This is a genomic window from Microbacterium sp. EG9, assembly GCF_059759475.1.
This window is the reverse complement of the sequence record NZ_CM186217.1, coordinates 909,668-921,397: the sequence shown is the minus strand read 5'-3', so window position 1 is coordinate 921,397 and position 11,730 is coordinate 909,668. Positions and strand designations below refer to the sequence as shown.

At 71.6% G+C, this 11,730-nt stretch carries 10 protein-coding genes; all 10 read right to left on the bottom strand.

What is annotated here, in order from left to right:
* Positions 1 to 167: 167 nt before the first annotated feature.
* The 10 genes from AC6CQV_RS04270 to AC6CQV_RS04225 all read right to left on the bottom strand — a co-directional run bounded on the left by AC6CQV_RS04270 (position 168) and on the right by AC6CQV_RS04225 (position 11,692).
* Entirely contained in the window at positions 168 to 1,151 is a 984-nt protein-coding gene (locus AC6CQV_RS04270; RefSeq protein ID WP_498260365.1) for an NAD-dependent epimerase/dehydratase family protein, read from the bottom strand.
* Positions 1,148 to 2,731, bottom strand: coding sequence for a hypothetical protein (locus AC6CQV_RS04265; protein ID WP_498260364.1), 1,584 nt, complete (start codon positions 2,729 to 2,731; stop codon positions 1,148 to 1,150). The genes AC6CQV_RS04270 and AC6CQV_RS04265 overlap by 4 nt, the downstream gene beginning before the upstream one ends.
* Complete coding sequence (locus tag AC6CQV_RS04260) at positions 2,713 to 3,483, bottom strand: ABC transporter ATP-binding protein (RefSeq protein ID WP_060959514.1); 771 nt, start codon at positions 3,481 to 3,483, stop codon at positions 2,713 to 2,715. The genes AC6CQV_RS04265 and AC6CQV_RS04260 overlap by 19 nt, the downstream gene beginning before the upstream one ends.
* Before the next feature lie 224 nt (positions 3,484 to 3,707).
* Positions 3,708 to 6,272 carry a phenylalanine--tRNA ligase subunit beta gene (gene pheT, locus AC6CQV_RS04255; protein ID WP_498260363.1) on the bottom strand — a complete coding sequence of 855 codons (2,565 nt, stop codon included), beginning with the start codon at positions 6,270 to 6,272 and terminating at the stop codon, positions 3,708 to 3,710.
* The gene (gene pheS / locus AC6CQV_RS04250; protein WP_101306554.1) at positions 6,272 to 7,324 is read right to left on the bottom strand and encodes a phenylalanine--tRNA ligase subunit alpha; all 1,053 of its coding nucleotides are present in this window, start codon (positions 7,322 to 7,324) and stop codon (positions 6,272 to 6,274) included. Before pheS ends, pheT begins: the two co-directional genes overlap by 1 nt.
* A 63-nt stretch (positions 7,325 to 7,387) precedes the next feature.
* Positions 7,388 to 8,317 (bottom strand): amino acid ABC transporter permease, encoded by a 930-nt coding sequence (locus tag AC6CQV_RS04245; protein ID WP_498260362.1) that lies wholly within the window; start codon positions 8,315 to 8,317, stop codon positions 7,388 to 7,390.
* Positions 8,314 to 8,961, bottom strand: coding sequence for an amino acid ABC transporter permease (locus AC6CQV_RS04240; protein WP_060959511.1), 648 nt, complete (start codon positions 8,959 to 8,961; stop codon positions 8,314 to 8,316). Before AC6CQV_RS04240 ends, AC6CQV_RS04245 begins: the two co-directional genes overlap by 4 nt.
* A 74-nt stretch (positions 8,962 to 9,035) precedes the next feature.
* Positions 9,036 to 9,950 carry a glutamate ABC transporter substrate-binding protein gene (locus tag AC6CQV_RS04235; protein WP_060959510.1) on the bottom strand — a complete coding sequence of 305 codons (915 nt, stop codon included), beginning with the start codon at positions 9,948 to 9,950 and terminating at the stop codon, positions 9,036 to 9,038.
* Positions 9,951 to 10,014: 64 nt separating this feature from the next.
* Complete coding sequence (locus tag AC6CQV_RS04230; RefSeq protein WP_060959509.1) at positions 10,015 to 10,803, bottom strand: amino acid ABC transporter ATP-binding protein; 789 nt, start codon at positions 10,801 to 10,803, stop codon at positions 10,015 to 10,017.
* Between the two features lie 88 nt (positions 10,804 to 10,891).
* On the bottom strand, positions 10,892 to 11,692 hold the full coding sequence (locus AC6CQV_RS04225) for a TrmH family RNA methyltransferase (RefSeq protein ID WP_061782142.1): 801 nt from the start codon (positions 11,690 to 11,692) through the stop codon (positions 10,892 to 10,894).
* Positions 11,693 to 11,730: the final 38 nt, after the last annotated feature.

Sequence of the window (11,730 nt, the reverse complement as noted above, 5' to 3'; positions counted from 1 at the left end):
GACACCGGCGGCTCGACCCGTCACGGCGACAGGGAGCTCGCGGGGTCGCCTAGAGTCGGCGGCCGGCCTGGCGTCGGCGCGCGCGTCGCACCGTGGTGACGGTGAGAGGAGCGGCCGGATGCATGCGGCGACCGTATCGCGCGGACGGGGTGCGTCGCAAATCGGCCTCAGCCGCCCGCGCGGGCGGCCAGCAGCGCGCGCTCGTCGGCGCGGGTGAGGCCGGCCCGGCGCGGGCGATCGAGTCCGCGGGCGCGCTCGTCGGCGAGCACACGCTCCAGCGTCGCGCCGAGCGGCGTGAGCCGCCCGCCGAGCAGACGGAAGACCGCGTTCGATCGCGTCGCGAACCCGGGCATGCCCTCCGGCAGCCACAGCGGCAGCGAGCGCTCCCCCGCCCAGTGGGCCACCCCCTGGGCGACCAGCCAGTCGGGGGATGCCGCGACCACCTCCCCCGTGTGTCCCGCCGTCGCGCGGGCGGCCGCCAGCACCGTGTCCAGCGGCAGGGCGTCGTCGACGGCGTTGACGGCGCCCGTGAACCGCGCACCGCCCAGGGCGACGACGAAGCTCGCGAGGTCGTCGACGTCGATCACCTGCACCGGCGCCGCCGGCACGTCGGGCACGAGCACCGGCTCGGCTCCCGCGGCCGCGAATCGCGCGACCCAGTAGCCGAAGCGGTCGGTCGGATCGCCCGGTCCGACGATGAGCCCGGGTCGTACCACGGCGGCACGGTGGCCGCACGCGGCGCGGACCGCGGCCTCGGCGGCCGACTTCTCCCGCCGGTAGTCGCCTTCCTCGCCCGGTCCGGCGGGCGGCGCGAGCGGCGCGGTCTCGTCGGCGCCCACCACGTCGTCGTCCGCGTACGCCGACACGCTCGACACGTAGGTCCAGTGCCGGGCGCGACCGCCCAGGGCGTCGACGGCCGCGCGCACGTGGGCGGCCGTGGAGGAGATGTCGACGACCTCGTCCCACTCGCGGTCGACGAGGCTCTCGTAAGCGGAGGCGGAGTCGCGGTCGCCGACGACCAGCCGCGTGCCGTCCGGCACGGGCCGGCCTCCGCGCGCGAGACAGGTCACGGCGGCGCCGGCATCCCGCCACCGCCGAGCGATCCGGCCCGACAGCCACCCGGTGCCGCCGAGGACGAGGATCTCGGTCATGTCGTCGGGAACGCCTTGATGCGCTGCAGCAGATCCGGTCCGCTGCGATCGAGCGCGCGGCCGCCGAGCCACACGCCCAGCGCCGCCGCTCCCCCGCCGACGCCGATGCCGACGGCGAGCGCCACCCAGCCCCACAGCGGTGCACCCGTGACGAGACCCGCGATGGCGAACGCGATCGCCGGGGCACCGAGCACGAGGCACGCCCCCATCACGACGAAGACGAGCAGACCCGTGAGGAAGGTCTGCCCCGGCACGCTCTTGAAGGGGCTGTCTCCGGGCGCGGCGACGGGGCTGACGATCAGCGCCGACGAGACCGCGCTGACGCCGTACCCGCCGAGGAGCAGCCCGAGCGCGGCGCCGAGGATCGCAGGGAGCTCCGCCGAGCGACCGCCGACCGCGGTGGTGACGACCGCGACGAGGACCACGAGCGGGATGCCGATGCTCGCCGCACCGAGCGCTCGGCCGAGCCGGTCGTCGCGGCCGCGGATGCCGGTCGCGAGCACCGAGGCGAACGCGGTGCCGTCGTAGGACACGTCGGTGTAGCCGGCGAGGCAGAGCACGAAGGCGACGAGGATCGCCGACGACGAGAACATGAACCCGTCGATGCCGCCGGTGAAGGCGAACAGCAGCGGGAACAGCGGCACCACCAGCAGCTGCCGCAGGTAGCGGGGATCGCGCAGCCACGCCGTGAGGGAGCGGGCCCAGGTCGCGCCGACGCCACCGGTCGGCATCCGACCGAACAGGCCCAGGGCACCGGAGCGGGCGACCTTGGCGGCGCGCTGTCGCGGCGCCGTCGTCGCGCCGTGCAGCGCACGCGCCCACAGCATCCAGAGCACTCCGAGCGTCGCGAGGGCGATCAGCAGCTTCAGCGCCGCGCTCCCCCACGCACCGGCCGCCACGTCGCCGGGGACCGCCCAGGTGGCCCCGATCGGGGTCCACGAGAGCACGCCGGCGATCTGCCGCACCTGCTCGCCGAGGTCGCGCGCCGAGCCCAGCAGCGCCAGCGTCCCCGTGATGATCGGCCCGGACATGATCAGCAGCACCAGCACGACGGTGCCGACGAGCTCGCGGCCGCGCCGGTTGCCGCCGAGCCCGGTCGACAGCGCGGAGACGAGGCGCGAGGCCACGACGCACGTCAGCACGGCGAGCGCGATGCACGGCACCGCGACGAGGGCCGCGAGGGGCCAGCGCACCCAGAGCGCGACCGTCGCGAGCGCGGCGATGGAGGTCGCGATGCCCGGGATGCCGGTGAGTCCGGTGGCCGCGAGGGCGAGCATGACCTGGCGGGTGGTGAGCGGGAAGGGGGCGAGCTTGTCGGCATCCACCGTCGTGTCCATGCCGGTGACCAGCACCGGGCCGAGCACCCAGCCCAACAGCAGCGCGGAGCCGCCGGCCACGGCCACCGCGCGGGCGACGTCGAGGCTCTGGAAGACCGCGATCGCGACGAGGCCCGTGATCACCGACCCCAGGATGCCGAGCGCCCAGAGGATGCCGAAGCAGAAGCCGACGAGCTGCCACGGCCGGCGGGCGAGCGTGTTGCCGAGGATGCGATAGCGCAGCCTCAGGACTGTCGCAACCACTGCGGGCCCTCCGAGGTGTGGCGGCCGCCGACCAGCGACAGGAAGCGGTCCTGCAGGCTCTCGCCCGCGCGCACCTCGTCGACCGTGCCGGCGGCGAGGACGCGGCCGGTCGCGATGATCGCGACGTGGTCGCACATGCGCTGCACGAGGTCCATCGAGTGGCTCGAGACGATGATCGTGCCGCCCGAGGACGTGTACGAGCGCAGGACGTCCTCGATGTTGGCGGCCGACACCGGGTCGACCGACTCGAACGGCTCGTCCAGCACGAGCAGGCGCGGGGCGTGCACGAGCGCGCAGGCCAGCGCCACCTTCTTTGTCATGCCGGCCGAGTAGTCGGCGACGATCGTGCCGGCGGCCTCACCGAGATCCATGAGCGCGATCAGGTCGGACACGCGCCCGGCGATCTGCTCCCGGGGCACCGAGAACATCATCGCGGTGTACGTGAGCAGCTGCTCCCCCGTCAGGCGGTCGAACAGACGCACGCCGTCGGCGAGGTTTCCGATCATCGCCTTGGCGCGCACCGGATCGGCCCACACATCGACGCCGTGCACCCACGCCGTCCCGGCATCGGGGCGCAGCAGTCCCGTCGCCATCGACAGGGTCGTCGTCTTCCCGGCGCCGTTGGGACCGACGAGTCCGTAGAACGAGCCCGGCGGGACGAGGAGGTCGACACCGGCGACCGCGGTCTTGTCGCCGAAGCGCTTGACGAGGCCCGCGAGCTGCAGGGCGGGGACCAGCTGGGTGTCAGTCATCCCCACCGAGCCTAGCCCGACCGGCGCGCGCGGTCACAGCCCCGTCGCCGATGCCGCGGCATCCGCCGGTGTCGGAGCGCGACGGCACGATGGCCGCATCGCCGAAGCCCGAACTGCACGGGCCCCGACGCGACACGCGGGACGCTCGACGCTCGACTCCGGCGTGTCGCGTAAGAGGGCTTGCAGATCCGTCAAGAGGGCCACGCGACGGCCCCGAGCGGGCGCTACTCCCGGATCGTCGCCGCGTAGCGCTGGGTCGCGACGGCGACACCGGCGAGCTTGGCCTCCGTGGCCTCGGCCGCGGTGAGCGTGCGATCGGGCGCCCGGAACCGCAGCGCGAACGTCAGGCTCTTCGTGCCGTCGGCGAGTCCCGTTCCGCGATAGTCGTCGACGAGACGCACGGTCTCCAGCAGCGGGCCCGCGCCGTCGACGAGCGCCGCCTCGACATCACCGGCGACGACGTCCGCGCCTACGACGAGCGAGACGTCCTGCGTCGCGGCCGGGTAGCCCGACAGCGACGGCGCGACCGCGGGCGCGCCCGCGAGGGCGAGGACGCGATCGAGATCGAGCTCGGCGACGTAGACCCGCCCGTGCAGGTCGGCGTCGTCGGCGACCTGCGGCAGCACCTCGCCGACGTAGCCGACCTCGACGCCGTCGACGGAGAGGATCCCGGTGCGTCCCGGGTGCAGCGCAGCGCGCCGGCCCTGGGCCACGTCGATGCGCACGCCCGCAGCGGCGGCGATCGTCTGCACCGCGAAGAGCGCATCCGACAGCTCCGCCGCGACGGCCGGCTGACCCGGCTGCTTGGCGACGATGTCGCCGCCGAGGAGGACGGCCGCGTGGCGCGGCTGCGGCGGCAGCGAGGCGTTGAGGGCCGCGAGGGTCTCGTCATCGGGACGCACGGCGAGCGGCGGCACGGTCGCCGTGCCGTAGACGACGCCGTCTTCGGGGGTGAAGACGAGTCCCGTCTCGAACAGGGCCAGGTCGGTGAACCCGCGGGCCTGGTTGCGGTGCGCCACGGCCAGCAGCCCGGGGATGAGCGAGCGGCGCAGATACGGCGCCTGTCCGTCCAGCGGGTTCGCGAGCCGCACCGAGGCCACGGGCTCGCCGGAGGCCGAGCCGTGCAGCGCGTTCGCCTCGGCGGTCGAGAACGGGAACGACGGCGTCTCGACGTAGCCGGCGGCCGCCAGGGCGTTGGCGACCCGACGACGCCCCTTCTGCAGCGCGGTCAGGCCGCGACCCGACGGGGGCGTCGGCAGGATCGACGGGATGCGGTCGAGCCCGTGGATGCGCGCGACCTCCTCGGCCAGCGTCCACTTGTCGGTGAGGTCGGGGCGCCACGTCGGCGGGATGACGATCCATCCGCCGCCGGGGATGTCGGCGGGCACGGCCTCGTCGAACACGACCCCGTCGACGAACGCCTCATCGACATCCGTCACCTCGCAGCCGATCATCTCGAGGGCGTCCGTGATCTCGGCATCCGTGTAGTCGACGCCGATGAGGGTCGACACGAACGCACGCGGCAGGTCGATGCCCTCCACGAACACCTCGCCGAACAGCGCGCCGCCCAGCTCGGTGTCGAGAGTTCCGCCGGCGAGGTCGACCATCAGGTCGGCGACGCGGCGGGCGGCGACGAACGGCAGCAGCGGGTCGACGCCGCGCTCGAAACGGCGCGAGGCCTCGGACGGCAGCTTGTGGCGACGGGCCGTGCGCGCGATCGTGATCGGGTCGAAGGTCGCCGCTTCGATGAGCACGTTGCGCGTGGCATCCGTCATCTCGGTCGTCCCGCCGCCCATCACGCCGGCGAGGCCGATCGGGCCCGACTCGTCGGTGATGAGGAGGTCCTCGGCGCTGAGCGTCCGCTCCTTGCCGTCGAGGGTCGTGAGCTTCTCCCCCTCGCCGGCGCGCCGGACGGTGATGCCGCCCTGCAGCCGGTCGAGGTCGTACCCGTGGATCGGGTTGCCGAGCTCGAGCATGACGTAGTTGGTGATGTCGATCAGGATGCCGAGGGAGCGGATGCCCGCGAGGGTCAGCCGCGCCACCATCCAGGGCGGCGTGGGGCGGGTCGGATCGACCCCGCGCACGACGCGGGCGACGAACTCGCTCGCTCCGACGCGGCCTCGCAGCGGCGCCCGGTCGTCGACGACGATCGGGAATCCGCTGCCGGGCTCGACGTCCGCCCACTCGTGGTCGGCGGGGTCGCGGAAGGCGGCTCCGGTGGCGTGCGAGTACTCGCGCGCGATCCCGCGCAGCGACAGGGCGTAGCCGCGGTCGGGCGTGACGTTCACGTCGACCGCGACGTCGTCGAGGCCCAGCAGGGCGATCGCGTCGGCGCCCACCTCCGGGTCCAGTCCGAGCTCGACCAGACGCAGGATACCGTTGTGCTCCTCACCGAGGCCGAGCTCGCGCGCCGAGGCGATCATGCCGTCGGAGACGTGGCCGTAGGTCTTGCGCGCCGAGATCGGGAACGGGCCGGGCAGGACGGCGCCGGGCAGCGACACGACGACCTTGTCGCCGGCGACGAAGTTGGAGGCGCCGCAGACGATGCCGCGGACGCCGCCGTTGGCCGCGCCCACGTCGACCTGGCACCACCGGATGGTCTTGCCGTTGGACTGGGGCTCCGCCTCGAAGGAGAGCACCTGGCCGACCACGACCGGACCGGTGATCTCGAAGCCGATCGCCTCTTCCTCCTCGAAGCCGACCGACACGAGCGCCGCGAAGACGTCGTCGGTCGTGGCATCCTCGGGAAGCTCGACGTACTCACGCAGCCACGACAGAGGGACGCGCATCAGACCACCATTCCGAACTGCTCGCTGAAGCGGACATCGCCCTCGGCCATGTCCCGCATGTCCTGCACGTCGGAGCGGAACATGAGCGTGCGCTCGATGCCCATTCCGAACGCGAACCCGGAGTAGACCTCCGGGTCGATCCCGGCCGCGCGCAGCACGTTCGGGTTGACCATGCCGCAGCCGCCCCACTCGATCCAGCGCGCGCCGCCCTTGAAGGTCGGGTGCCACAGGTCGAGCTCGGCGGACGGCTCGGTGAAGGGGAAGAAGTTGGTGCGGAAACGCGTCTTCGCCTCGGCGCCGAACAGGACCTTCGCGGCGTGGTCGAGGGTGCCCTTGAGGTTCGCCATCGTGATGCCCTTGTCGACGACGAGGCCCTCGAACTGGTGGAAGGCGGGCAGGTGCGTGGCGTCGAACTCGTCGGTCCGGTACACCCGTCCGGGCGACAGCACGTAGATCGGCAGCTCACGCTCGAGCATCGAGCGCATCTGGACGGGACTGGTCTGCGTGCGCAGCACCAGGTGGCGCTCGACGGGATCCACGAAGAACGTGTCCTGCATCTGGCGCGCCGGGTGGTCGATGTCGAAGTTCAGCGCATCGAAGTTGTACCACTCGTGCTCGAGCTCGGGGCCCTCGGCGATCTCCCATCCCATGCCGACGAAGAGGTCGGCGATCTCCTCCTGCAGGAGGGAGATCGGATGCCGGGCGCCGACGCGCCCCCGCGGCGCGATCGCCGTGATGTCGACCCGCTCGGCCTCGAGCTTCGCCGCGTTCTCCGCGGCCGCGAGCTCCTCCTCCCGGGCGACGAGCGCCTGCGTGACGCGCCCGCGCGCCTGGCCGACGAGCTTGCCGAACGCGGCCTTCTGCTCGTTCGGCACGTGACGCAGCTGCGCGTTCAGCTGCGCGAGGGGCGACCCCTCGCCGGCGTGGGCCGCGCGCGCCGCCTTGAGCTCGGCCGTGGAACCGGCCGCGGCGATCGCTGTGAGAGCGTCGGCGACGGCGGCATCCACGTTCTCGGCGGTGATCGCGGGAGTGATCTCGGGTGCGTCAGACACAAGAGAGCAGTCTACCGGCGGCGGCGCGGGCTACCGGGACCGCGCCGGCGACCGCCCCGCGGATCACATCTGCGACGTGTTCCCCGGATCGAGCTTGCCCGCCCGCGCCTGCAGGGCGATGAGCTCGGTGTCGGTGCCGCCGGCGCCCAGCGGGTGGTGAGGAGCGCCGCCCTCGGCCGCCTGCTGCTGCTGACGGCGCTTCGCCCGCTGCTCGATGCGGTAGGCGACGAAGCTGAGCACGAGGCACATCGCGACGTAGATCGAGCCGCCGACGATCGCGGTCTGGATGAGAGGCGAGCTGTACACCGCGTTCGAGCCCAACAGCTTGATGACGTAGAGCAGCTCGGGGTAGGTGATGATGAAGCCGAGCGCCGTGTCCTTCAGGGTGACGACGAGCTGGGCGACGATGACCGGCATCATGGCGCGGATCGCCTGCGGAAGCAGGATCAGGCGGAGCACTCCGGCCTTGCGCAGACCGATCGCGTAGCCCGCCTCGCTCTGGCCGCGCGGCAGCGACTCGACGCCCGCACGGATCACCTCTGCCAGGACCGACCCGTTGTAGGCGACGAGGGCGATGACGACGGCCCAGTACGGCTCCATGCGGATGCCCACCACGGGCAGACCGTAGTAGAGCAGCATCATGAAGACGAGGACGGGGACGGCGCGCAGGATCTCGGTGATCCAGCCGACGGGCACCCGGATCCACGCGTGCGCGGACAAGCGCCCGATCGCGAGGACGAAGCCGAGCACGAGCGCACCGGCCGCCGCCGCGGCGAAGGCCGCGAGCGTCGCGAGCGCGCCGTCGAGCAGCCGCTGCCAGATCGTCGCGTACGTGAAGATCTCCCACTTGTCGGCGGAGAACTGTCCGGTCGCGGCGAAGCGCCAGCTCACCCACCCGACGATCGCGAGGACGAGCAGGATCGTGGCGAGCCCCAGCACCCGGTTGCGGGCGACGGCGCGGGGACCCGGGACGTCGTAGAGGACGGAGCTCATCGTGCGACCTTCCATCGGCGTTCCATCGCTCGCTGCAGCCACGCGAGCAGCAGCACCAGGGCGACGAAGATGACCATGACCCACAGGAGGGTGACGAGCTGGTTCTCGCCCCGCTCGCTGAGGTTGCTGCGGACCGACCCCAGGTTGAGGACGGAGAAGCCGGCGGCCACGGTCGTGTTCTTCAACAGCGCGATGAGCACGCTCATCATCGGCGGGATGACCGAGCGGGTGGCCTGCGGCAGCACCACGAGGGTCATCACCTGGCCGAAGGTGAGACCCAGCGCGCGGGCGGCTTCGGCCTGACCGACCGGCACGGTGTTGATCCCGGAGCGCAGCGTCTCGGCCACGTAGGTCGCCGTGTACACGCCGAGGGCGAGAGTCGCGAGCAGGATCGCGTCGATGCGCTCCCGCAGCAGGATCGGCAGGCAGAACGCGAAGAAGAACATGACCAGCGTCAGCGGGGTGTTGCGGATCCAGTTGACGTAGACGGCGCCCACCGCGCGCGCCGCCGGAATCGGCGAGACGCGCATCGCGCCGACGACGAAGCCGAGCACGAGCGCGAGGACGCCGCCGCCGAAGAACAGCACCAGCGTGCCGGTGAGGGCCTCTCCCCACAGGTCCAGGTTGTCGGTGATGACCTCCACCGCTCCGCCTTCCGTCGTTGTCGTCGTGTGGTCGGGTTCCGGCGGCGGCGCGGCAGCGCCGCCGCCGGGGCGGATCAGTCCGCCGCGTCGACCTGCGGCTGCGTCGCCTTCACGCCGGAGGCGCCGAGGTTCTTGTCGAAGATCGCCTGCCAGGTCGATCCGCCGTCGGTGAACATCGTGTTGATGAACGTCTGGAAGGCGGTGTCGCCCTGCGCGATGCCGACGCCGTAGCGCTCCTCGCTGAAGGGCTCTCCGACGACCTTCAGCTGGTCGGGCGCCTGCGCGGCGTATCCGATGAGGATCGCCTCGTCGGTGGTGACGGCGTCGACCTGGCCGTTCTTGAGATCTTCGACGCACGCGGAGTAGGTGTCGTACTCCTTCGTCTTGGCCTGCGTCTCCTCCTTGATGCGCTGGATCGAGGTCGAGCCCGTGGCCGAGCAGACGGTGTCGTCCGCGGTCAGCGCGTCTTTACCCGTGATCTTGTCGTTGTCGGCGGCGACGAGCAGGCCCTGACCGGTGATGAAGTAGGGACCGGCGAAGGAGATCTGCTGCTTGCGCTTGTCGGTGATCGAGTAGGTGCCGACGTAGTAGTCGATGTCGCCGTTCACGAGCGCCTGCTCGCGGTTGGCGGAGGCGATCGCCTGGAACTCGATCTTGTCCTCGTCGTAGCCGAGCGACGCCGCGATCCACCGCGCGATGTCGACGTCGAAGCCGCTGCGCGTGTTCGTGACCGGGTCGAGGTAGCCGAGACCGGGCTGGTCCTCCTTGACGCCGACCTTGACGACGCCGGCGCTCGTGATCTTGTCGAACGTGGGGCTGCCCTCGAGCGTCACATCCGTGGCGACCGTCCACGGGGTCTCGGCGGCGCCGCCGGCGCCCTCCGTCGCGCCGGGCTCTGCACCCGGGGTGCCGCTGTTGCACGCCGTGAGGGCGAGGGCCGCGACGGCCAGACCGGCGAAAGCGCCGGCGATGCGATTCTTCTTCAGCATGTGATCCTCCTGTTTCGTATCCATCTCTCGTTGACCGCGCCGGTGCCGGGCGCGGACGTCTTCATCAGTGCGTGATCAGTTTGGAGAGGAAGTCCTTCGCGCGGTCGCTCTTCGGTGCGGTGAAGAACTCCTCGGGCCGGGCCTGCTCGACGATCTGCCCGTCGGCCATGAACACGACGCGGTCGGCGGCCTTGCGGGCGAACCCCATCTCGTGGGTGACGACGATCATCGTCATGCCGTCCTGGGCGAGGCCGACCATGACGTCGAGCACCTCGTTGATCATCTCCGGGTCCAGCGCGCTGGTGGGCTCGTCGAAGAGCATCACCTTCGGCTTCATCGCCAGCGCCCGCGCGATCGCGACGCGCTGCTGCTGACCTCCGGACAGCTGAGCCGGCAGCTTCGCCGCCTGGTGGCCGACACCGACGCGCTCGAGGAGGACCTTCGCCTCCGCCTCGGCATCCGCCTTCTTCATCCTCTTGACCTTGATCGGCCCGAGAGTGACGTTCTCGAGGATCGTCAGATGCGAGAAGAGGTTGAACGACTGGAAGACCATGCCGACGTCGGCGCGGAGCGCGGCGAGGGCCTTGCCCTCCTTCGGCAGCTCGGTGCCGTCGATCGAGATCGTGCCGCTGGTGATCGTCTCCAGCCGGTTGATCGTGCGGCAGAGCGTCGATTTGCCGGAACCGGACGGCCCGATGACCACCACCACTTCGCCGCGGTTCACCGTCAGGTCGATGTTCTTCAGGGCGTGGAAGTCGCCGTAGTGCTTCTCGACCGCATCGATCACGACCAGGGGATCGCCTCGACGGACCGTGATGTTGGACGTCGCCGGAGCCGGGTGGGGAGTCGACATGCGGGCCAGCCTAGGCAGATCACCTCGACGTGGCACAACTTATGCACAGGATCTTGACCGAGTCGTGACCGAGCCGCGACAATGCGCGTCAGCGCCCTCCGCGCTGCGCGAAGGCGGTCTCGTACAGGCAGACGCTGGCCGCGGTGGCGAGATTCAGGGACTCGGCGCGCCCGTAGATCGGCAGGCGCAGCGAGAGGTCCGCAAGGCCCAGCGCGGCGTCTTCGAGGCCGCGCGCCTCGTTGCCGAACAGCCAGGCGGTGGGCTCGGCGAGCACTTCGCGGCGCGCGAGGAAGTCGTCGCCCCCGACGTCGGCGGCGACCACCCGCATCCCCGCGGCGTGGGCACGCTCGACGGTCGCGGACAGCTCGGCGCCGACCGCGACCGGCAGGTGGAAGAGCGACCCGGTGGTGGCCCGCACGACCTTGGGATTGTAGGGATCGACGGTGCGCCCGGTGAGCACGACGGCATCCGCGCCCGCCGCGTCGGCGGCGCGGATGATGGTGCCCAGGTTCCCGGGATCGCGCACCTCCTCGCAGATCGCGATGAGCGTCGGGGATGCCGCGAACACGTCCTTCAGCGACGTCGGCGACTGGCGCGCGACCGCGACGATGCCCTGCGGCGTGACGGTGTCGGCCATCGCGTCGAGCACCGCCTCCGTCGTGAAGACGATCTCCAGCCCCGCGTCGCGCGCGGCGTCGCGGATGTCCTGGTGACGCTCCATCGCCGTGGGCGTGGCGAAGAGCTCGACGAGGGTGTCGGGGCGGAAGGCCAGCGCCTCGCGGGCGGCCTGCGGCCCTTCGAGCAGGAACAGCCCGGTCTCCTGACGTGCACTGCGCTTGGTCAGTTTGGCGACGGCGCGCACGCGCGGAGAGCGAGGGTTTTCGAGCACGCTCTCATCCTAGAGAAGAAGAAGGGGTGTCCCCCGTT

Coding starts and splice junctions, on each gene's coding strand:
- AC6CQV_RS04270 (WP_498260365.1), bottom strand. CDS start 1,151: ATGACCGAGATCCTCGTCCTCGGCGGCACCGGGTGGCTGTCGGGCCGG.
- AC6CQV_RS04260 (WP_060959514.1), bottom strand. CDS start 3,483: ATGACTGACACCCAGCTGGTCCCCGCCCTGCAGCTCGCGGGCCTCGTC.
- pheT (WP_498260363.1), bottom strand. CDS start 6,272: ATGCGCGTCCCTCTGTCGTGGCTGCGTGAGTACGTCGAGCTTCCCGAG.
- AC6CQV_RS04245 (WP_498260362.1), bottom strand. CDS start 8,317: ATGAGCTCCGTCCTCTACGACGTCCCGGGTCCCCGCGCCGTCGCCCGC.
- AC6CQV_RS04235 (WP_060959510.1), bottom strand. CDS start 9,950: ATGCTGAAGAAGAATCGCATCGCCGGCGCTTTCGCCGGTCTGGCCGTC.
- AC6CQV_RS04230 (WP_060959509.1), bottom strand. CDS start 10,803: ATGTCGACTCCCCACCCGGCTCCGGCGACGTCCAACATCACGGTCCGT.